At 34.2% G+C, this 20,376-nt stretch carries 22 protein-coding genes and 1 tRNA gene; 12 read left to right on the top strand and 11 right to left on the bottom strand.

Going from position 1 to position 20,376, the window contains the following annotated elements; all coding sequences use genetic code 11:
- The first annotated feature begins 143 nt into the window (after positions 1 to 143).
- The 4 genes from A9G30_RS00870 to A9G30_RS00855 all read left to right on the top strand — a co-directional run bounded on the left by A9G30_RS00870 (position 144) and on the right by A9G30_RS00855 (position 3,339).
- Positions 144 to 1,052: a glutamate/aspartate ABC transporter substrate-binding protein gene (locus A9G30_RS00870; protein ID WP_065587760.1), complete on the top strand. Its 909-nt coding sequence runs from the start codon at positions 144 to 146 to the stop codon at positions 1,050 to 1,052.
- A gap of 82 nt (positions 1,053 to 1,134) precedes the next feature.
- Entirely contained in the window at positions 1,135 to 1,914 is a 780-nt protein-coding gene (locus A9G30_RS00865; protein WP_065587759.1) for an amino acid ABC transporter permease, read from the top strand.
- A gap of 1 nt (position 1,915) precedes the next feature.
- Positions 1,916 to 2,617 carry an ABC transporter permease subunit gene (locus A9G30_RS00860; protein ID WP_065587758.1) on the top strand — a complete coding sequence of 234 codons (702 nt, stop codon included), beginning with the start codon at positions 1,916 to 1,918 and terminating at the stop codon, positions 2,615 to 2,617.
- Positions 2,614 to 3,339, top strand: a complete 726-nt coding sequence (locus tag A9G30_RS00855; RefSeq protein WP_065581451.1) for an amino acid ABC transporter ATP-binding protein — start codon at positions 2,614 to 2,616, stop codon at positions 3,337 to 3,339. Before A9G30_RS00860 ends, A9G30_RS00855 begins: the two co-directional genes overlap by 4 nt.
- 107 nt (positions 3,340 to 3,446) lie before the next feature.
- Here the strand turns inward: A9G30_RS00855 and recD are convergent, their stop codons facing one another.
- Both recD and A9G30_RS00845 read right to left on the bottom strand, forming a co-directional pair.
- Positions 3,447 to 5,297 carry an exodeoxyribonuclease V subunit alpha gene (recD, locus tag A9G30_RS00850; protein WP_065587757.1) on the bottom strand — a complete coding sequence of 617 codons (1,851 nt, stop codon included), beginning with the start codon at positions 5,295 to 5,297 and terminating at the stop codon, positions 3,447 to 3,449.
- Positions 5,298 to 5,321: 24 nt separating this feature from the next.
- Positions 5,322 to 6,893, bottom strand: coding sequence for a DUF4139 domain-containing protein (locus A9G30_RS00845; RefSeq protein ID WP_176700815.1), 1,572 nt, complete (start codon positions 6,891 to 6,893; stop codon positions 5,322 to 5,324).
- Positions 6,894 to 7,132: 239 nt separating this feature from the next.
- On the opposite strand from A9G30_RS00845, the gene nadR reads away from it, so the two are divergent.
- Both nadR and pnuC read left to right on the top strand, forming a co-directional pair.
- A complete protein-coding gene (nadR, locus tag A9G30_RS00840) occupies positions 7,133 to 8,365 on the top strand; it encodes a multifunctional transcriptional regulator/nicotinamide-nucleotide adenylyltransferase/ribosylnicotinamide kinase NadR (RefSeq protein WP_065567916.1) in 1,233 nt (410 codons plus the stop codon).
- A 6-nt stretch (positions 8,366 to 8,371) separates the two neighbouring features.
- Positions 8,372 to 9,061, top strand: a complete 690-nt coding sequence (gene pnuC, locus A9G30_RS00835) for a nicotinamide riboside transporter PnuC (protein WP_065567915.1) — start codon at positions 8,372 to 8,374, stop codon at positions 9,059 to 9,061.
- An 89-nt stretch (positions 9,062 to 9,150) separates the two neighbouring features.
- Here pnuC and A9G30_RS00830 read toward each other — a convergent pair whose 3' ends face one another.
- The 6 genes from A9G30_RS00830 to A9G30_RS00805 are packed head-to-tail and all read right to left on the bottom strand — an operon-like array spanning position 9,151 to position 12,674.
- Positions 9,151 to 9,777 (bottom strand): protein-L-isoaspartate(D-aspartate) O-methyltransferase, encoded by a 627-nt coding sequence (locus tag A9G30_RS00830; protein WP_065580121.1) that lies wholly within the window; start codon positions 9,775 to 9,777, stop codon positions 9,151 to 9,153.
- Positions 9,778 to 9,782: 5 nt separating this feature from the next.
- Positions 9,783 to 10,805 (bottom strand): tRNA pseudouridine(13) synthase TruD, encoded by a 1,023-nt coding sequence (gene truD / locus A9G30_RS00825; RefSeq protein WP_065587755.1) that lies wholly within the window; start codon positions 10,803 to 10,805, stop codon positions 9,783 to 9,785.
- Positions 10,806 to 10,826: 21 nt separating this feature from the next.
- Entirely contained in the window at positions 10,827 to 11,312 is a 486-nt protein-coding gene (gene ispF / locus A9G30_RS00820) for a 2-C-methyl-D-erythritol 2,4-cyclodiphosphate synthase (RefSeq protein WP_065587754.1), read from the bottom strand.
- A 4-nt stretch (positions 11,313 to 11,316) separates the two neighbouring features.
- The gene (gene ispD / locus A9G30_RS00815) at positions 11,317 to 12,030 is read right to left on the bottom strand and encodes a 2-C-methyl-D-erythritol 4-phosphate cytidylyltransferase (RefSeq protein ID WP_081295522.1); all 714 of its coding nucleotides are present in this window, start codon (positions 12,028 to 12,030) and stop codon (positions 11,317 to 11,319) included.
- Positions 12,030 to 12,326 (bottom strand): cell division protein FtsB, encoded by a 297-nt coding sequence (gene ftsB / locus A9G30_RS00810; protein WP_065567910.1) that lies wholly within the window; start codon positions 12,324 to 12,326, stop codon positions 12,030 to 12,032. The genes ispD and ftsB overlap by 1 nt, the downstream gene beginning before the upstream one ends.
- A 21-nt stretch (positions 12,327 to 12,347) precedes the next feature.
- Entirely contained in the window at positions 12,348 to 12,674 is a 327-nt protein-coding gene (locus tag A9G30_RS00805) for a TusE/DsrC/DsvC family sulfur relay protein (RefSeq protein WP_442903037.1), read from the bottom strand.
- Between the two features lie 182 nt (positions 12,675 to 12,856).
- Between A9G30_RS00805 and A9G30_RS00800 the strand changes: the two genes are divergently transcribed.
- From A9G30_RS00800 to A9G30_RS00780, 6 genes are all read left to right on the top strand, one after another.
- A tRNA-Ser gene (locus tag A9G30_RS00800) sits at positions 12,857 to 12,944 on the top strand.
- 342 nt (positions 12,945 to 13,286) lie between these two features.
- Positions 13,287 to 13,721, top strand: a complete 435-nt coding sequence (locus A9G30_RS00795; protein WP_255305713.1) for a YbhB/YbcL family Raf kinase inhibitor-like protein — start codon at positions 13,287 to 13,289, stop codon at positions 13,719 to 13,721.
- Positions 13,630 to 13,824 carry a hypothetical protein gene (locus A9G30_RS13305; protein ID WP_335340247.1) on the top strand — a complete coding sequence of 65 codons (195 nt, stop codon included), beginning with the start codon at positions 13,630 to 13,632 and terminating at the stop codon, positions 13,822 to 13,824. Before A9G30_RS00795 ends, A9G30_RS13305 begins: the two co-directional genes overlap by 92 nt.
- 22 nt (positions 13,825 to 13,846) lie before the next feature.
- Entirely contained in the window at positions 13,847 to 14,437 is a 591-nt protein-coding gene (locus tag A9G30_RS00790; RefSeq protein WP_065587752.1) for a hypothetical protein, read from the top strand.
- Positions 14,434 to 14,655 (top strand): helix-turn-helix transcriptional regulator, encoded by a 222-nt coding sequence (locus tag A9G30_RS00785; RefSeq protein WP_065583337.1) that lies wholly within the window; start codon positions 14,434 to 14,436, stop codon positions 14,653 to 14,655. Before A9G30_RS00790 ends, A9G30_RS00785 begins: the two co-directional genes overlap by 4 nt.
- A 761-nt stretch (positions 14,656 to 15,416) precedes the next feature.
- Positions 15,417 to 15,659 (top strand): hypothetical protein, encoded by a 243-nt coding sequence (locus A9G30_RS00780; RefSeq protein WP_065587751.1) that lies wholly within the window; start codon positions 15,417 to 15,419, stop codon positions 15,657 to 15,659.
- 76 nt (positions 15,660 to 15,735) lie between these two features.
- Here the strand turns inward: A9G30_RS00780 and A9G30_RS00775 are convergent, their stop codons facing one another.
- The 3 genes from A9G30_RS00775 to sohB form a co-directional block, all read right to left on the bottom strand.
- Complete coding sequence (locus tag A9G30_RS00775) at positions 15,736 to 17,337, bottom strand: bifunctional aspartate transaminase/aspartate 4-decarboxylase (protein ID WP_065567906.1); 1,602 nt, start codon at positions 17,335 to 17,337, stop codon at positions 15,736 to 15,738.
- Between the two features lie 29 nt (positions 17,338 to 17,366).
- Complete coding sequence (gene aspT / locus A9G30_RS00770; protein ID WP_065587750.1) at positions 17,367 to 19,067, bottom strand: aspartate-alanine antiporter; 1,701 nt, start codon at positions 19,065 to 19,067, stop codon at positions 17,367 to 17,369.
- 275 nt (positions 19,068 to 19,342) lie between these two features.
- Positions 19,343 to 20,376: protease SohB (gene sohB / locus A9G30_RS00765; RefSeq protein ID WP_065587749.1), on the bottom strand; the 1,034-nt coding region annotated here is incomplete at its 5' end.

Genomic DNA, 20,376 nt, shown 5'->3' with positions numbered 1-20,376 from the left:
ATTATTGATTGCACCTAGTTTCAATGATAAACAAATAAACAGTAAAAAGTACTTTTATGATAAAAAATAAGTTATAATATACCCCCTTTGTAAAAATATTAAATTTATTTAATATGATACAAACTAAACAGTAGGAGATGAGTATGAACAGAAAGACAAAATTAACCAAACTAGTGTTATCATTTGCAATGTTAGGCCTAATGACTAGTTCAGCTATTGCAGAGGAACTTAGTGGTACATTAGCCAAAATTAAAGATAGTGGCGTTATTGTTGTTGGTCATCGTGAATCTTCAATTCCATTTTCCTATTATGGTGAAAAACAAGAAGTTATTGGTTATTCACAAGATTATTCTAATTTAATCGTTGATGCGGTTAAAAAAGAATTAAACATGCCTGATCTTAAAGTGAAATATTTACCAGTTACTTCTAAGACTCGTATTCAATTACTCAATAACTACACTTACGATTTTGAGTGTGGCTCGACAACTAATAATGTTGAACGCCAAAAAACGGTTGGTTTTTCAGACAGCATTTTTATTGTTGGTACTCGATTCTTAGTAAAAGCTGATAGCAATATCAATAGTATTGAGGATTTAAAAGGCAAAAATGTGGTCACTACGGCAGGTACAACGTCTGAAATTCGTTTAAATCAAATCAACAATAAAAATAATTTAGGTATTCGTATCATTACGCCAAAAGATCATGGTGATGCGTTTAATGCATTAGAAACAGGTCGTGCTGCTGCATTTTTGATGGATGACGCACTACTTGCAGGTGAACGCTCACGCGCAATTAATCCCGCTGAATGGAAAATTGTGGGCGAACCACTTTCTTATGAAGCTTACGGCTGTATGCTAAGAAAAGGCGATACACAATTTAAGCAATTAATGGATAAGACAATTGCTGATGCGCAAAAATCAGGAAAAGCACTAGAATCCTATAATAAATGGTTTACTCAACCTGTTCCGCCAAAAGGCGCAAATATGGATCTTGAAATTTCACCAAAAATGGTTGAACTTTTTGCCAATCCTAACGATAAAGCATTAGATTAATACTTTTCTTATCTTTCTAATCCAATGTACTAAATGTTTTTAACATTTAGTACATAACCTAATTTTATGTATAAAGTATATTATGAATTCTTATGAAATATTTAAGTCTGAGATAATTCAATTCTTTGAAAAATTTAACTGGGCTTTGTTTTTTGAACCAACACCTTACGGTGATGGAATTTACCTAAATTGGCTGTTAAATGGTATTTTTGTGACAGTTTCATTAGCTGCGGCTGCATGGATCATCGCATTTATACTAGGATCGCTTGTGGGAATATGTAGAACCTTAGAAAATCGGTTTCTAAATAACTTTGCAGCAGGCTATATTCAGCTATTTCGTAATATTCCGCTACTCGTACAAATGTTTTTATGGTACATGTTATTTCCGGAAATCTTAACTGGGAGTTTAAAAACATGGTTTATTTCTGGTTTATCGCCTAATGTTAGCTCTTTTATCACAGCTGCAATTGCTTTGGGGTTATTTACATCTGCGCGTATTGCTGAGCAAGTAAGAACGGGTATTCAAACCTTACCTAAAGGTCAACGATATGCCGCCATTGCACTTGGATTAACCAATCAACAAGCTTATATGCATGTTTTATTGCCAAATGCTTACCGACGTATTATTCCACCTTTAACATCAGAAATGACCAATATTATTAAAAATTCATCGGTTGCTTCAACTATTGGGTTAATCGATTTAATCGGTCAAATCGATCGTATTAATGAGTCAACCAATAGTATTGTGGAAATATTATGTGGAGTCACTATTGCATTTATGTTAATTAACTATGCTGTATTGACTATTATGCGAATTGTTGAAAAACACACGCGTTTACCTAATATGAATCATGGAGGATAAAATGCAGTTATTTAATTGGATTGCCAATATCCCCTCACTCGTGTTAAATAACTACCACTTATTACTAAGTGGGCTATGGTTAACAACGAAAATTACTTTTACTGCGGTGATTTTTGGTATTGTTTGGGGTACAGTACTGGCATTAATGCGTTTATCAAATAATAAATTATTTAATATTTTTGCTAAATGCTATGTCAACCTATTCCGTTCTATCCCGCTATTATTAGTATTGTTATGGTTCTATTTAGCATTGCCACAGGTTATTAAATATGTATTTAATCTTCCTCCTTATGCTGACGTACGAATTATTTCTGCAATGATTGCTTTTGCACTTTTTGAAGCTGCTTATTATTCTGAAATTATTCGTGCAGGTATTAATGCTGTTGCTAAAGGCCAATATCATGCAGCTTACGCTTTGGGTATGACTAAAGGCCAAGCCATGCGTTTAATTATTTTACCGCAAGCTTTTAGATCGATGGTGCCACTATTATTAACTCAAGGTATTATCTTATTCCAAGATACTTCTTTGGTGTATGTGATGAGCTTGATAGACCTATTTGGAGCAAGTGTGACACAAATCGGTAATGTACAAGGTGGTACGGTTAAGTATTCAATGATTATTTTTGCAGCAGCAAGTTATTTTATAATTTGTTTTACTGCTTCACGTTTAGTTAATTATTACAAAAAAGGGATAAATCGATGATCTCCTTAGAAAATATATCAAAATGGTATGGACAATTTCAGGTATTAAAAAACTGCACAACTCGAGTTGGTAAAGGCGAGGTTGTGGTGGTTTGCGGTCCTTCGGGTTCAGGAAAATCAACTTTGATAAAAACCGTAAATTGTTTAGAGCCTGTACAAAAAGGCAAAATTATTATTGATGGAACCGAAGTTACAAGTAAAGCAACTAACTTAGCAAAGTTACGTTCTAAAGTGGGTATGGTATTTCAACATTTTGAACTATTCCCACATTTAACTATTTTAAAAAACCTTACCCTTGCACAAATTAAAGTGTTAGGTCGAACAGACGAAGAAGCTCGCGAAAAAGCGCTTAACTTGTTAGAGCGCGTTGGTTTACTTGCTCATGCCGATAAATACCCCGCACAACTTTCTGGCGGTCAACAGCAACGTGTTGCCATTGCTCGCGCGTTATGTATGGATCCTATTGTCATGCTGTTTGACGAACCAACCTCAGCACTTGATCCTGAAATGGTAAATGAAGTATTAGATGTGATGGTTGAGCTCGCTTATGAAGGCATGACCATGATGGTGGTTACTCATGAAATGGGCTTTGCGCGTAAAGTAGCCCACCGTGTTATCTTTATGGATGCTGGTGAAATTATTGAAGATACCTCAAAAGAGCAATTCTTTACTAATCCACAATCAGATCGTGCTAAAGACTTTTTAGCTAAGATTATTCATTAAGTTAATTATTACAGGGCTTATCGCCCTGTTTTATTACTCCACCCGAAACTTTTACCAACAAACCCGATAAATAACAATTCATTTAACAGTGCTTAAAATACTCAAACTTATGAGTTATTTTGTAATAAATCCACTAAACCACTATGCCTTTGTGTCTGTGATTTAATCGCTTGTATTAAAATTGATTCAACTGCATAAATTGCAACGGTTTTTTTAGCACGGGTAATTGCGGTATAAAGCAAAGAACGATTGAGCAACGGCGAATAATCAATTGGCAGAATCACATTAACATAATCAAACTCTGATCCTTGCGATTTATGGATGGTCATGGCATAAGCAGTCTCATGTTCAGGTAATCGAAATGGTGAAAACCCTTTAATTGAACCATCTGCGAAGGGAAAATACACTCGTAACTTTGAGCTATCATTTTCTGCCATTAATGTAATGCCAATATCGCCATTATACAGCCCTAATGAAGCACTATTACGTAAAATCATAATTGGTCTGCCAACATACCATGTTTCTTTATTTTTTAAATGAATCAATTTATTTTTAGCTAATAATAACTCAATTTGTTTGTTTAAACCTTCTACACCAAAATGACCTTCTCTTACGGCACAAAGTAAACGATATTCGGCGAATTTAGCTAAAACTGCCGCAATATCGTGCGTTCCGCTTTGCTTAATCATATTTAAATAATGTTGATAATGATTAATACTATCTTGTAAAACATCATGATAAGCTTGCTGAGATGAAAGTGCGTGATATTGGATATCACTTAACGACTCATCAAATAGTAATTTCTTAACAACCGTTGAACGTCCCTCTTTTACTGCATTAGCCAATAACCCAATACCAGATGATTCATTGAAGCGATAACTCTTTTGTAATAAGCAAATACTGTCAGTGATTGCAACTGTTTGCTTGCAAGCCGGTACAATATAGCCAGTTAATTGACTAAGTTCTTTGGCTCGTGGCTCACTATAACCATGTGTAATAAAAGTACAAAGGTCACCAAATACGGCTCCTGCTTCAACTGATGATAGTTGATCTTTATCGCCTAATAAAATTAAACGAGCAGCATTTGGTAGTGCCTCAATAACCCTTGCCATCATATTTAAGTCCACCATTGACGCTTCATCAATCACTAATACATCGACATGCAATCGGTTGTTCTTATCATGCTTGAATGAACGATTATCTGCTTTTGCACCTAATAAGCGGTGTAAAGTGATCGCTTCAGCTTTTATATTTAGTGCTGTCACAGAGAGTTGTTCTATTGCTCGGCTCAATGATTCGGTTAGCCTTGATGCGGCTTTACCCGTTGGCGCTGCGGTAATCAAGCGAGCTTTTGGGTTGGTTTGCATAATTGCGGCTAAAATTTTGGCAACAGTGGTTGTTTTGCCAGTACCAGGTCCCCCCGAAATAATAGCAACTTTACGTGTTAATGCCAAAGCGACGGCTACTTTTTGCCAATCAATTTCAGATTCATTGTAGACAAAAAGCTGATTAAGTATTGCGCTTAAATCAGCATCACCGCTTAACTCTTTATCCAGCGTTGTGTGATTAAAATATTGAGCGACATTTTTTTCATCCAACCACATACGTTGAAAATAGAGTTTATTTTCAATAAAGATAAGCGGAGATAAACTTGCTCCATCGCTCACAACCTGATGATTACCTGCTTGTTCTAGTGTGAGTTTCCAATCATGCTCGCTCGGTGATCCTAAATCTAACCAAAGTTGCGGCTCAATAGTAGATTGAGTTAAGTAAGTAAGATCCAGACAAACATGACCAGATCTTACCTCTTTACTTAACGATAGCACCAAAAAACTAAAACGTTTAGCCGTAATATCATCATTTAGCTTCGCTTTATTGGTTAGAAAATATGCCAAATGAATATCCAGCAAACTAATTTGGCTGTCTTGTTTAAATTGGCTGAGCCACTGATTTAACATATTTTACGTCTATGATTAACTTATCTACAATCCAATTATATCGCTAACTTTATCTTTTGGATAAGTAAGTTTAAAGCTTAAATTAAGATTTTTATTTTCGTTTGGATTTAATTTAAATTGCCACATTAATGTGCCAGTCTTTTTATCATAATTTGCATCATCATATTTAGCATCATCAAGCACTACTGTCTTGTTTATAATATTCGGTAGCTGATCATAAACAATAATATCAATTGGTAGCGATTTGGCATTTTTTACATCAATGGTATAAGCATATTTTTGTGAAATATCATTACCAAATAACGAAGGTTTTGATGTTTCATTAATATTACGATTACGCGATATAAAAATGTTTTTATCTTTTCCTAAAGAGATATCCAATGTTTCTTTTAAATCTTTAGTAGTAATAAAACTCTCACCAATATAATTGCCATCAAAAAATACTGTCGATTTTCCAGGCAAAAGGTCTAATTTATCCCAATCAGTAATTTGTGCTTGTAAGTACACGCTACTATCTAATTTAGGAATGGCAATGTAATGATATTTTGCTTCAACTTCTTTGTTCTGTAACGTAAGGATATTACTTTGGGTATTCGATTTAATGGTATAGGGCAATTTAACCTCAAAGCGCGTGTTAATGCCTAAAGTATTGGTTAATGCATTATCATCAGGGCGAACGGATCTTGATACTTTTGCACTTATATCATCATGTTTAGAAAAAAAGAAGCCTCCTTTTTCAGAATAGATATCAATATGCCAAGGCAATAAATCAGGCGCCGTTATTCCGTCACTTGGATTAGAAGTCGATAAACTAAAATCGATATTCTGCCAATTCAAGCCACTATTTTGATAAATATCTGCTTTATAAGTTAATTGTAACGGGGAGTTGATATCAGCAACACGCACATCATAAACTGGAACCCAACCAGCTTTATTGGTGACATAAGATAAAGTAACTGGTAATGTCATATCTTTGTCAGAATAAACCTTGACGATAATTGCACTGTTAGGACTGTTTGTTAATGCTTTGCGCTTATCAATTTTATCTTGACATTGCCTTATTTGGACATCTATCTGATCGACTTCTTTTTGACGTTTATTTTGTTCATTTAGTGTTGCGATTAAATTGATTTTAATGAAATCTAAGGTATTTTTCATTCCACTTAAACTATCATTGTCACTTTTTACTAATAAATCTAAACGATTTCCTTGTAAAAGAGCAACTTGTTCAGATATGGCTTTTAATTGAATATCAGCCGTATCACGTTTTTCATGTAATTGCTGTAACTCTTCGAGTAAAGGCTTAATTTCGTCATTTTGTTTATCATTGTTAGAATAATCTTCATTTAATGACGTTGAGAGTACTTTTACATTAGCATTTTTACCAAATCCCACATTAATTGAATTAGCTCTAACACCATCAGCAATTCCAGTTAATGCAATTTCGCTTTCACCTTTAGTTAACGACACCGTTGACTGCCCTTGCAATTCAGCACCTTGCAAAAACAGGGTTATTTTATTGAGTGTTACATTATTGCTGGCAAAAACGCTACCAGAAGCGAATGCGATTAAAAAAGCAATTTGTTGAATTTTCATTTTCATTTTTCTCTTTTATAAAAAATTAATTTCACCTATTTTAATATCTCATGTTATCAGTTAATTAAGTTATAGCACAATTATTAATACTCAAAAGAGTATTTATTCTTTTTAATTTAATTGTTATAAATTGCCAATAACCTATATCAAAATAAATTATTTTTGTTTAATATATTGAACAAAGTGCATAATTGATTTATATTGTGTTTAAGATAAAAAACAAAATATAAGGAGATCTTATGTGTGACTTCAGTTATTTAAAAACAGTAATAAAGCGAAAAAACATATCATTACAAACAGTTGCCGATGCCTGCCACATGACTAAAGGCTACCTAAGCCAGCTAATTAATAATAAAATTAAAAATCCAAGTGCACAAAAATTACAATCACTTCATCAATATTTACAAATTGAAGAATCAACCCAAAACAAAAAAGTGGGGGTTATTTTTGGTAAGTTTTATCCTTTACATACAGGACATATCTATCTCATTCAGCGCGCAATCAGCCAAGTGGATGAACTCTATGTCGTACTTTGTTCTGATACAACTCGTGATATGACACTATTTGAACAAAGTGCTATGTCCCGCCAACCAACAATTAACGATCGTATTCGCTGGTTACTGCAAACTTTTAAATATCAAAAAAATATCCACATTGAATTACTCGAAGAAGACGGTATTCCAGCTTATCCTAATGGTTGGCATGAATGGAGTGAGCGGGTAAAAAAATTATTTAAAACCAAAGGAATTAACCCTGATCTTGTGTATTCAAGCGAACCACAAGATGTTGCTATGTATAAAGATTTGTTTGATCTAGAAACCGTCTTAATTGATCCAAAACGACAATTTATGCAAATAAGTGGTACTCAAATCCGTCAAGCACCGCTAAAAAACTGGCAATACATACCAACCGAAGTTAGACCATTTTTTGTTAGAACCGTTGCCATTTTAGGAGGTGAATCTAGTGGTAAATCGACTTTAGTGAATAAACTAGCAAACGTATTTAACACAACCAGTGCATGGGAATATGGTCGGGATTATGTATTTTCTCAACTTGGCGGGGACGAACGCGCATTACAGTATGCTGACTACGATAAAATCGCATTAGGGCATGCACAATATATCGATTTTGCCATAAAACATGCCAATAAAATTTCATTTATTGATACCGATTTTGTGACAACTCAAGCTTTTTGTAAAAAATATGAAGGTAAAGAACATCCATTTTTACAAGCTATGATCAATAACTATCGTTTTGATTTAGTGATTTTACTTGGCAATAACACGCCATGGGTGGCTGACGGTTTACGTCATTTAGGCAGTCCAAAACAACGTAAAGATTTTCAAAAACTATTAATAACGTTATTAGAAAAAAATAATATCAAATATATAGAAATAGAATCGCCCGATTACGAAGAACGTTATTTACGTTGCATTGAACTAGTTAATCAACTTATTAATGATGAAGAGTAATGAATTATGAATAAATTAAGCAATCTTGCCATTTTAATTGGACGCAGTAAATTCTATCCATTTTTTTGTATATTATGTGTAACGCTAGCATTCTTATACACTGACCCATTTACTGAATTTGATTTACGCTATGCTACTTCTTACATAGGCGCTTTTTGCGGTCTGCTATGTGTTATCTTATTAGCAAAACGTAAAAACATGGGGAATGTATTAGGTATGTTTGCCGTAGTTGCAGAATGTTGTGCTAATGTTCTTGGCGGCAATATTGGTGCAGGACTACCGCCAGTCTACTATTTTTGTTCACACATCTATGGTTTATTCACTTGGAAAAAGAACCTTGATAATAATAAAAACGTTAAAGTTCGCTCACTCAATGAAACCACATTTTTATATACAATCATATTTCTTATTATTGCCGCTTTTATTAATATTTATTTAACGGATAAAATTGGTGCAACTAATACAACCTACCAACTAATAACTAACTGTTTTATATTTGGTCTAGGTATTGTTGCTCAATTATTATTGATGATGCGCTATGCGTTTAACTGGTATTTATGGGTTATATTAAATGTACTGGTAATTGGTTTAAATATCTATACCGACAATATCGTTATTGCAACACAATACTTAATTTACTTGTTTAATGCTATTTATGGAATCTGTGAATGGGAACGTTCTAAACTGAAACAATAAATATATTAGATATTGTCAAAAGATTTTAGGACCAAATGTGTTTCAAATAGAAAATAAATATTTTATTTCCTATTTGAAATGCAGACCTATTATTCTATATCACCTTTAATTAAAGGAACAAATATTACCTCACCCATATCTTTCACGATAAAATTATGTCCATCACGCTCAATTAATTGGAGAGTCTGTTTATTTTCACCAACCGGAATAACTAGCCGGCCTTTATCTGCTAATTGTTCTAATAAACATTGTGGTACTTCGGATGCGGCGGCAGTAACGATAATACCGTCAAATGGCCCTCGCTCTGGCCAACCTAACCAACCATCACCATGGCGTGTCGAAATATTATGAATATCAAGTTGTTTTAAACGGCGTTTAGTATTCCATTGCAAACTCTTGATACGTTCCAGCGAACAAACATGTTCAACTAATTTTGCCAAAACCGCAGTTTGATATCCCGATCCTGTACCAATTTCGAGCACTTTTGAGTGAGGCTCTAACCTTAATAATTCGGTCATCTTTGCTACAATATAGGGCTGAGAAATAGTTTGCCCATTACCTATTGGTAAGGGACAATTATCATAAGCTTGATGGGACAACGCCTCATCAACAAAATGTTCTCGAGGAATTGAAGCGATAGCATCTAAAACTCGCTCATCTTTTATTGCTTGTTGACGCAAAAATTTAATTAGGGACTGCATTTTTGGGCTTTGCATTTTGGCTACTCATTTTCTATTATTAATTCACGTATCACACTTGTTGCATAACAACCTGATGGCAAATAAAAATCAAGTTCAAGACTATGACAATCTAACCATTGCCAATTGAGTTGATCTGCTCGTAACAATAGTGAGCGCCTTGCTGTCTCAACGCGCTCTTTTTTAAATAGATCATAAAATTCAGACCAATTTTCTAAACATTCTTGTTCAAACTCCAACGCTTTAAATTGTGTACCAAGTGGTGAATCCCCCATCATTGGTGCTGTAATATTAATCTCACCGTTTTCTAAACGTGCTTGTAACAATGCTAGCTCATCTGTTTGTACAACAAACCAACTACTGCGTTGTGCTAGTTGTAATATATCGCCATCAATAACAGTTTTATGAAGCTGTTGTTCAATTCGTTTACTCACAATGTCGTTAAAAATAGCACTTCGCGCTGCAGAGAGATAAAAACTTCTTTTTTTTCTATCTTTAACCGTAATAGCCCCTTTTGCCCAGTTTATGGCTTGGATAATATTATTTTCACCACGGCCAAAGCGTTGCTCACCAAAATAATTAGGTACACCATGTTGTTTGATCAATGCTAATTTAGATTCGATTTCAGATTGAGCGGTTAAATCTCTCAAAATAATTTTAAAATAGTTACCTTTTAACGCCCCTATTTTTAATTTTTTATTATGCCGGGTAACTTTTAATATCTGACAATTTGCTAAATCAAATCCTGAGAAGTCTGGCGTTTGTTGACCTGGCATATGTAAACTAAACCATTGCATTGTTATCGCTTGACGATCTTTTAATCCTGCATAACTCACTAACTTAGTTGAAATACCAACATATTTAGCTAACTGTTCAGCCACAAAAATAGTGTTACAATCACGTTTTTGCAAATAAACTAAAACATGCTCACCCTCACCAGTCAACTCAAAACCAAGATGTTCTGTAACGACAAAATCTTCGTATTGTTGCTTATATTGCCCTGTGGCTGTCGGTTTTCCATATAAATAATTAAGTTGTGTTAACACTTGTATTGCCTACTTTTAAATTTAATCTGCTTTAGTTTTTCGAGCTAATAATACTACTGCTTGGCAAGCAATGCCCTCTTTACGTCCCGTAAAGCCTAACTGCTCGGTTGTTGTTGCTTTAACACTAATTTGATCAAAATGAGCTTTTAAATCCTCAGCTATATTAATTCTCATTTGATCAACATGCGGTCTCATCTTGGGTTCTTGCGCAATGATAGTGGCATCTAAATTTACTAATTCATAACCTTTAACTTGAACAATACTGTACACATCTTTCAATAAGATCCGACTATCTATGCCTTTATATTTTGGATCTGTATCGGGAAATAGCTTACCAATATCGCCTAACGCCAATGCACCAATCAGCGCATCTGTTATTGCATGTAATAAAACATCGCCATCAGAATGAGCAATAAGTCCATATTGATAAGGAATTTTTACACCAGCAAGCGTAATTGGACCTTCACCGCCAAACTTATGGACATCAAATCCATGACCTATTCTCATATTTTTACCTATTTAAAATTTGCTTAGTTAAATAAAAATTAGCCAACGCTAAATCTTCAGGACGCGTTATTTTTATATTGTCTCGACGACATTCAATTAATAAAGGATGCCCCCCACAATACTCAACAGCTGAAGCTTCATCAGTAATTGCGATATGGTTGTTTAAAGCATGTTGTAAGCAAGATTTTAACTCACCAGCATTGAATAATTGAGGTGTTGCTGCGCCCCATAAATAAGTTCGATCTTCAGAGTAATCAATAATAGTGTCATTATCTTGGCGTGCTCGTTTTATCGTATCGCTAATACGCATAGCCAAAATGCCACCTTGCTTTTTATTGATCACCGTTTCTATCAAGCGAGATATGTCATCATGATCCACACAAGGTCTTGCTGCATCATGAACTAATGCCCATTGCTTATTATTTAACAATTGTAATCCTGCTAACACAGAATCAGCACGAGTTTTACCGCCTAAAGTGATACTAATGTTATCGTGCGAAGCTATCGAGAGCGAGCTAAAGATGTTATCCTCAGGGCTAATAACAACAATAACTTTCGCTATTTGAGGATGTGTTAATAATTTATTTATTGTGTGTTCTAAGATTGTTTTTGAATCGATTTTTAAATACTGTTTAGGGATTTGGCTATTCATGCGACAACCAATTCCTGCAGCTGGCACAATAGCGATAATATCATTAAGATTATTCATGTTATGCATTATCGTTTTTTTGAATCTGAATCAATGATAATTCGATAAAAATATTCATTAGCTTTTACCATACCTAAATGACTGCGAGCCCTCTCCTCTATCGCTTCAGAACCACGTTGTAGATCGTTAATTTCAGCAAACATTTGCTCATTACGAGCCTTCAATTTCTCATTATCAGCCCGCAAACTGGCTAACATCTCTACATTATCCCGATAATCGTACACATTATTTTTGCCATACCATAAAGAATATTGGAGATAACCAAACACAACTAATAGTAATAAAGGGAGCTTCCATCTTATCATGAATGTAACGTTATCCTTTATCTATATACATTTAACGGGCTTTGGTAAGCCTGCAAGTTTAGTCGCTTGTTTAGCTGGGCCATCAGGAAATAACTTATACAAATAGCGACTATTACCCTTTTGTGCACCGAACTTCTTTTCCATCGCTTTAACTAACGCACGTATAGCTGGTGATGTTTTATATTCTAAGTAAAAATCACGGACAAATAAGATAACCTCCCAATGCGCATCGGTTAATTCAATACACTCATTAGCAGCCAGTTCAGGAACCAAATCAATAGTCCAATCCTGCCAGTTTTTTAAATAGCCTTTATCATCGGTTTCTATTTGCTCTAACATTTTTAACATACGCTAATTCATTTGCGTTTTATTATACTCAATTAATCAAAATCCAACACTAATTTTGAAAAAGAAAGCGCCATCATTGTGTGTTTTCTATATAATTTGATTAAATTTGAAGCAAACGATAAAAAATATTAAAATAGCTATTTACAAATAAGCAAGTCTACTTTAGTATTTACAGCCATTGCGGAAGTGTGGCTGAGCGGTTGAAAGCACCGGTCTTGAAAACCGGCGAGGGGCGACCCTCCCAGAGTTCGAATCTCTGCGCTTCCGCCATCTTCTCTCAAGGCATAGAAGAAATCAATATCTAAAAAATCATATCAAATAAAACACCATGTTTTAATATTTTGTTAGGGACTGTCAAGTTAACTTTTAATGGTAAATTGTAATTTGATAGCTATCTTCTAATTCAAACCCATGTTAGAAAATTAATTTGACAATATCCATACAAGGGATGGGTTAAATTGATAACACCAAATCGTGTTAAAAAACTTCACTAAACTCTAAATAGAATTATTATCTAAGCACATTTGTACTATAATTGAGCTAATTTGTGCAGAATTTTTATTATTTTCTATCTAAAATAATTTCACTCTAATTTATGATAAGAGAAATAAAGTGAAAAAGATAATAATTTTTATTTTGTATTTAGTCAGTTTTAATACTTTCGCACAAAGCTTTAGCATACAAAGTAGTGATCTGTCCAAGAATGGTTTTACTAGTCAATATATTGCTAATGAATTTGGCTGTAATGGTGAGAACATTTCACCTAGTCTTAGTTGGAACGATCCACCTCAAGGTACAAAAAGCTTCGTCATTACTATGTATGACCAAGATGCGCCAACTGGCTCTGGTTGGTGGCACTGGGTAGTCGCCAATATACCTGCGAATGTAAATTATATTGTAAAAAATGCAGGTAATAATACCTTGCTATTACCAAAAGGAAGCAAAGCTGTGCGCAATGATTTTGGTAATGTTTATTATGGGGGGGCCATGCCCCCCCAAAGGCACAAGTCATCGCTATATTTTTACTATTTATGCTTTAAGTATTGAACATATTAATGTTAGTGATTCAACATCCCCCGCATTAATAGGATTTATTGCAAATACGAATCTATTAGGTAAAGCGACAATAATGTACAATTATCAGCAATAAAATATTGCTAATAGGATATTTTTTGAATCAGGTAATAAAAAAATCACAGCAGCTTACTAAATTAGGTCAGTACTCACGAGTTTCACAAAGTTGTAATTATAAATTATCGCAGGTGAGAATAGTTGATCCAATGTTAATTCGTGTAGTTCAAGGATCAAAGGTTATCAGCTATAAAGGTGAAATTTATGAGATATTAGCAGGAGAATTATTAGTTGTTCCTGCTAACAGTCTTTTAGATATTACTAATCAAAATATTCAAAATAAAATTTATTTGGCCGACTGTTTTACTTGGCCACAAGAAATACTAAAACAGTATGAGTCTTTAAAAACCACACAGTCAACAGACTTTACCCATCAGATAAAAATCGTGCGATCTGTTCCCAATATTTTTAATGCATCAATAAATTATACAATCAGTATTATTCAAGATCCTCTCTCAAATTATGATTTGCTTTTACATCAATTTATACAATTATTACGATGCTTAGAAATAGTAAATATTAATTTTCCTATCTCAGTAAATGAAGGTCTTAAGCAGAAGCTGGAACGATTAATTTTAGGTGCACCTACAAAAAATGGCAATCAAAAGCAATTGCAAAACATTTTGCCATGAGTGAGTCAACATTAAGACGACGCCTATCTGATGAAGGAACAAGTTTGTCTAATATACTGTTTGAGGCAAGAATGAGTTATGGATTAAAGCTACTACAAACCACTCATTTAAATATTACACAAATCGCACAAGAAGTTGGATATGATTCAGGATCTAGATTTGCAATTTATTTCCGTAAGCGGTTCGGTTTTTCACCAAAGCACATGAGAGATAGATAATTTTGAACCAGAGTGTTTTGTAATTCTTTGGTTGGCACCGTCAAATTAACTTTTTTCATAAAGCTAAATTTGATGATCATCACTCAGAACTTCGGTTTGACTTTGATTGAACACCATATTATTTTAGTCCATAGCAATCCAATATAGTCCACTTTTAAAAGGTAGAACACAGTTTAAAAGGTAGAACACAGTTTAAAAGGTAGAACACAGTTATATATATGAGGCGATTAATAAATAAATTATATTAAATCAATTATTTGAAATTAACTGGGATATTTTTATTTTCTCCTGTGCTTCTGTCATCTTCTTTAAGTTTACATTAGAAATAAATATATTAAAATCCAGTATACTATTTCACATTAGTTCTTATTATCTTGAATTGTCAATTACTTCTTTATTTGCCACTTTCTTACATACTAAATCTACCAATATAATCGCAAGTAGTAGCAAATAATCAAAGATGTGTTATTGATAGATTATCTGTATTAAGATTACTATAAAAAAATAGTTAACTTGACAGTATTGAACTGCCCGCTAGGATGGTGATAATTCAGGCTGAAAGCCCTACAAATAAACGCGTATTTTCCTTGTATTATTATTTTTATTCAATTGGTTATTATTTCTCATTGACTAGAAAAGGGTAATAACTTCATACTTAGTAAGGATTAAAATCTAGCAACTATAAAGATAGAGCTTGTTCAAAAACAGGTCAGGCAAAAGTAGAATATGAACCTGCTTTTGGCTCATCAGAGCTAAGGAAAATGATTGCTGAACAGTATGAAAATGATAATCAATGGCCTTATGATCAGTGCGTGGTTTTTTATTATGAAAGTTTATTAAAAACCAATTTTGGCAATTATTTAAGAGTATCCATTGCCCATGTAAAAAATGAGACTCTAGTCGCACAATGTGTTGTAGAAGTGACAGATCAAAAGTTTACTGCATTACAAAAGCAAACTAAGCTGAAAACAGATGGAACACCTCGTAATACATTGAAAAATTAACTTGCTAACTCAATAAAAAAACCCTAGATAAACTAGGGTTTGATTAATAGTTAGATGAACAAATCTAAATAATTAACTATTTTTTATCTGATTTGCCCTTATACTCATCATAATACTCTTCAGCCAATTTACGCATTGATAAGCCAATCGCTGCATATTGATATTCATTTAAGTTAGCTAACGATGCTCGAGCAGAAGGATGTTGTACAGCAAATCCTTTACCTGGTAATAGAACGACCCCCGCTTCGTCTGCTATTCTAAATAACATCTCAGTCGGATTTTTATTTTTTAATATCCATTGAGCAAATTTATCGTCATATAATTCTCGGCAAATATGCTCAAGATCAACAAGTGTATAATAATCAACACTGTTTTCATCAGTTGTATGTTTAAGCCCCAAATGTTGGTAAAGCGATGCTGCACGGCGACGAATAAGTGATTTTAATGCGTTTTTATAGCTTTGATCACTATCCATCATTTCACACAATGCAAATAAGACCATTTGTACTTGTTGTGGTGTTGAAAGGCCGGCAGTGTGGTTTAATGCTACAGCGCGGCTATCAGCCACTAAGCGATCGATAAATTTAAGATTTTCCGGATCAGTTGTTATTGAGCTATAGCGTTTATTTAAGATCTGTTTAGTTTTGCTTGGTAATGCTTTAATGGTTTTATCTATCACATTATCATTAGCCGTTGCTATAACACCTAATCGCCAACCTGTCGCACCAAAGTATTTAGAAAATGAATAAACTAAAATGGTATTTTTAGGACAAATGGCAAATAAAGATTGGAAATCATCGGCAAATGTACCATAAACGTCATCAGTCAAAATAATCAATTCAGGGCGTTTTTTAACAATATCAGCGATAATTTTTAAGCTTTTATCATCAATTTTAACTGATGGTGGATTAGATGGATTAACAACAAAAAAGGCTTTAATTGCTGGATCTTCTAATTTACGCAATTCTGACTCAGGATATTGCCAATTTGAATTAGGATCAGAATTAATTAATACCTCAACTAATTGATAATCATTAAGTTCTGGAATTTCAAGATAAGGTGTGAATATAGGCGCACCAATAGCAATTTTATCACCTTTTTGAATTAATCCGTTTTCTTTCATGGAGTTAAAAATATAAGCCATGGCGGCTGTACCACCCTCAACGGCAAATAAATCGATATTATCACGATCTAGATATTGGGCCCCCATTTGCTGTAACACATAGGCTTTAACAATATCTTCACTAAAGTGGAGCATTCTATCAGGTACAGGATAATTACATCCTAAAATACCTTCTACCATTTCTTGTAAAAAAGCGTTTTCATCAAGCCCAAGTTGATCTCGGATGTAAGAAAAAGCTTTACCTAAAAATGCCACACCAGGGGTATTATAATTTTGACAAATAAAATGTTCAAAGCGTCCAGTTAATCCTGCTTTAATTGGCATACCGCCAACACCTTCATTTAAATATGAAAATGACATTTCGGATTCTTGAGTTGCAAACACACCTAATTGGAAAAATGCTTGACGAGGCCAAGTAGCCAAAAAGTTTGGATTACCTCTACCCGCATTTAACATCACCCGATCAGTATGGCTTTGTGCCAGTTTAATTAAGTTATCTTTTAATTCAAAAGGACTTAAATTAGCATATTGGCTATATTCTGTTTTGTTTTTCATACATTAGTACCCTTAATTTGATATATCAATTAAACAAAAGCAACAACTAATGGACCTAATAAAGTTAGGAAAACATTAGCTAAAGCGTAAGTAATAGCAAAAGAGTTAGTTGGCGTTGAATTGCCAGCTTTATTGAGCACTTCACCAAAAGCGGGGTTAGCACTTCGCGATCCTGCTAAAGCACCAGCAAATACTGCTGCATTTTTATAGCCAAGCACATATTTACCAAAATAGATGGCAAGCAACATGGGTAATAAAGTCACAACTACACCAATTAGAAATAGCGATAAACCTTGTTCTTTAATAGTATTAATTGCTTGAAGACCAGAACTTAATCCCACAACAGCAACAAATCCAGCTAAACCAAAGTCTTTTAACAGTTGCACAGCACCCGTTGGAATATTACCGATAGTTTGATGAAGAGAACGATACCAACCAAATAATAAGCCAGATAAAAGTGCACCACCACCTGCGCCTAATGTAATAGGAATATCGCTAACACGAATCACAATTAAACCAATAATAAGGCCAACAACAAGTCCTAAACCATGGAATATCCAGTCAGTTTTTTCGCTTTTGGTAATTGGTGCACCAATTTTATCAACAACTCGACGAAGATCGCCATCAGCACCATAAATGGTAATAACATCACCTAATTTTAAATAGATATCGTTATTAATAGGTAGAGGTTGACCATCACGATGAATAGCTAAAAGGTATATGCCATGTTTTAATTTCATCACTTCGTCAGAAGCCAGCACTTGTGCCAGATTTTCACCCACATAATTACTGTTACGCATTTCAACATCTAGCTTATTCATCACGACATCCATACCTGATGCTGAATTAACTTCGTTACCAAGTAGATCATGCGCCTTGATCATTGCATTACGGTGACCAACAACCAGAATGATATCTTTCGATTTTAATACTGTTTCAGGCGTTGCTTCAATAATGTTATTACCACGCTTGATACGTTCAATACTGATGCCATTAACCGTTTGTTCAACATGTGCAACCGTTTGACTGATCTTATTGGTAATACGGTATAAACGACCACTAATATCTGATAAAGCTAAATTTTGATCAGCGCCCAATAAAAGCGAACCATGGAGCTGTTCAGTCTGTGCTTTAATTGCATCATCGGCGATATCTTTCCCCATGATTTTTGGCAAAATATTAACGCACACAATAATGGCACCTAGTGAACCAAATATATAGGTCACAGCATAACCAATAGTTACATTTGCTTGCATTTTTCTTAATTCATCTGCGCTTAAACCTAATTGGCTTAATGCATCAGAGGCTGTGCCCATAATTGCCGATTGTGTCAAACCACCTGCGGCTAATCCAGCTGCAAGACCTTTGTCTAAATGGAATAATTTGGCTAGTACGATGACAGTCACAAAACTTGCCGCCGCAATAAATAATGCTAAAAAGATTTCACGTAAGGTTTTTATACCAAGTGAACGGAAAAATTGCGGACCACTTTCATAACCCACTGCATAAATAAATAACGCAAAAAGAATCGCTTTAACACCTGCGTCAATAGTCACACCAAAAACGCTTAAAGCGACAGCAACAAGCAACGAACCAGCAACACCACCGAGTTGGAATTTACCCATCCGAATGCCACCAATCAAATAACCTAAACTCAACGATAAAAATAATAAAATTTCGGGAGAGTGTTTAAGCCCATCTAAAATCCAGTTTGAAAGCCATTGAAACATAATAATTGTCCTCAAGCATAATGATTTGTGAATAGAAAAAGATATGTAATAGAATGGAGCCATATCCATCAATTTGTATGAATATAGGTGTATATTAAATCGCAATTAGATTAATAGATATTCAGTTTTAACAATTGATGCTATCGTTAGAAAATAATATATGTTGAATATTTGTATTCATTAAAAAACATATACATTTGAATAATTGATTATTTTTTAACAAAAACTGAGGTGTCAATATAAGCCTTTACATAACTTATATTAAAAAAGGGCTATTACAGCCCATTTCCTTGTCTAAAAAATAATTTTTCGACACTCTTTACGACGTTTTTCGAAATTCTTTCTGATAATTTTTGTCGGCGTTGATAACTAACAGCGATAATTTTATGTGTTTTTAAGTGAGATAAAATAAAGTCATCACTAGTGCTAATTTCGTCAACTAAGCCTTTATCTTTGGCTTGCGTTGCAAACCAATGCTCGCCAGTGGCAACTTGTTCGATATCCACGTTTGGACGATACTCTTTAACAAAATCTTTAAATAAAAGATGAGTTTCTTCTAATTCCTGTTTGAATTTTTGGCGACCTTCTTCAGTGTTTTCTCCAAACATGGTTAACGTACGTTTATACGCACCTGCTGTTTGTAACTCAATATCCACATCATGTTTTTTAAGTAAGCGATTAAAATTAGGAATTTGTGCAACCACACCAATAGAACCCACAATGGCAAATGGCGCTGCCACAATTTTGTTAGCAGTACATGCCATCATATACCCACCACTGGCCGCGACTTTATCAACAACCGCAGTAAAAGGAATATCATGCTGTCTAAACCGTAACAGCTGTGATGCTGCAAGCCCATAACCATGAACCACCCCGCCAGGGCTTTCAAGCTTAACCACAACTTTATCTTCTGGTTTAATAACAGCCAATACAGCGGTAATTTCTTGACGTAATTCTTCAACTTCATGCGCATCCATACTGCCGTTGAAAGACAGTACAAACAATTTTGGTTTTGCTTGCTGGTCTGTATTACTTTCTGCTGGCTGCGTTGTATTATCTAGCGTTGACTGTTCGTTAGAGTTTTCTTGCTTTTTAACTTGTTTCTTTTTTTGTTTAGCCGCTAATTTTGCCTGTTTCTTTTCAAGTTTTTTCTGTTTTTTTAGATCTTTCATAAACAGCTTAGCTTCTAGTTCGTCCATACTTGACATTAACATATCATCTTTAACTTGCTCATATTCTTGACTAATGTCTTTGACTGATAAACGCCCTGCCACCGTTGCTGACTTACGGCGTTGGCTTAATATAAAAA

The organism is Gilliamella sp. Fer4-1, from assembly GCF_001690515.1.
GTDB classification, from domain to species: domain Bacteria; phylum Pseudomonadota; class Gammaproteobacteria; order Enterobacterales; family Orbaceae; genus Gilliamella; species Gilliamella apicola_C.
This window is presented reverse-complemented; position numbering and strand designations above follow the sequence as displayed.

Excerpts from the sequence above, each read along its gene's own strand:
- A9G30_RS00870 (WP_065587760.1), top strand. The coding sequence starts at position 144 with ATGAACAGAAAGACAAAATTAACCAAACTAGTGTTATCATTTGCAATG.
- A9G30_RS00865 (WP_065587759.1), top strand. The coding sequence starts at position 1,135 with ATGAATTCTTATGAAATATTTAAGTCTGAGATAATTCAATTCTTTGAA.
- A9G30_RS00860 (WP_065587758.1), top strand. The coding sequence starts at position 1,916 with ATGCAGTTATTTAATTGGATTGCCAATATCCCCTCACTCGTGTTAAAT.
- A9G30_RS00855 (WP_065581451.1), top strand. The coding sequence starts at position 2,614 with ATGATCTCCTTAGAAAATATATCAAAATGGTATGGACAATTTCAGGTA.
- recD (WP_065587757.1), bottom strand. The coding sequence starts at position 5,297 with ATGTTAAATCAGTGGCTCAGCCAATTTAAACAAGACAGCCAAATTAGT.
- A9G30_RS00845 (WP_176700815.1), bottom strand. The coding sequence starts at position 6,893 with ATGAAAATTCAACAAATTGCTTTTTTAATCGCATTCGCTTCTGGTAGC.
- nadR (WP_065567916.1), top strand. The coding sequence starts at position 7,133 with ATGTGTGACTTCAGTTATTTAAAAACAGTAATAAAGCGAAAAAACATA.
- pnuC (WP_065567915.1), top strand. The coding sequence starts at position 8,372 with ATGAATAAATTAAGCAATCTTGCCATTTTAATTGGACGCAGTAAATTC.
- A9G30_RS00830 (WP_065580121.1), bottom strand. The coding sequence starts at position 9,777 with ATGCAAAGCCCAAAAATGCAGTCCCTAATTAAATTTTTGCGTCAACAA.
- ispF (WP_065587754.1), bottom strand. The coding sequence starts at position 11,312 with ATGAGAATAGGTCATGGATTTGATGTCCATAAGTTTGGCGGTGAAGGT.
- ispD (WP_081295522.1), bottom strand. The coding sequence starts at position 12,030 with ATGCATAACATGAATAATCTTAATGATATTATCGCTATTGTGCCAGCT.
- ftsB (WP_065567910.1), bottom strand. The coding sequence starts at position 12,326 with ATGATAAGATGGAAGCTCCCTTTATTACTATTAGTTGTGTTTGGTTAT.
- A9G30_RS00805 (WP_442903037.1), bottom strand. The coding sequence starts at position 12,674 with ATGTTAAAAATGTTAGAGCAAATAGAAACCGATGATAAAGGCTATTTA.
- A9G30_RS13305 (WP_335340247.1), top strand. The coding sequence starts at position 13,630 with ATGATTTTGGTAATGTTTATTATGGGGGGGCCATGCCCCCCCAAAGGC.
- A9G30_RS00785 (WP_065583337.1), top strand. The coding sequence starts at position 14,434 with ATGAGTGAGTCAACATTAAGACGACGCCTATCTGATGAAGGAACAAGT.
- A9G30_RS00780 (WP_065587751.1), top strand. The coding sequence starts at position 15,417 with ATGATTGCTGAACAGTATGAAAATGATAATCAATGGCCTTATGATCAG.
- A9G30_RS00775 (WP_065567906.1), bottom strand. The coding sequence starts at position 17,337 with ATGAAAAACAAAACAGAATATAGCCAATATGCTAATTTAAGTCCTTTT.
- aspT (WP_065587750.1), bottom strand. The coding sequence starts at position 19,067 with ATGTTTCAATGGCTTTCAAACTGGATTTTAGATGGGCTTAAACACTCT.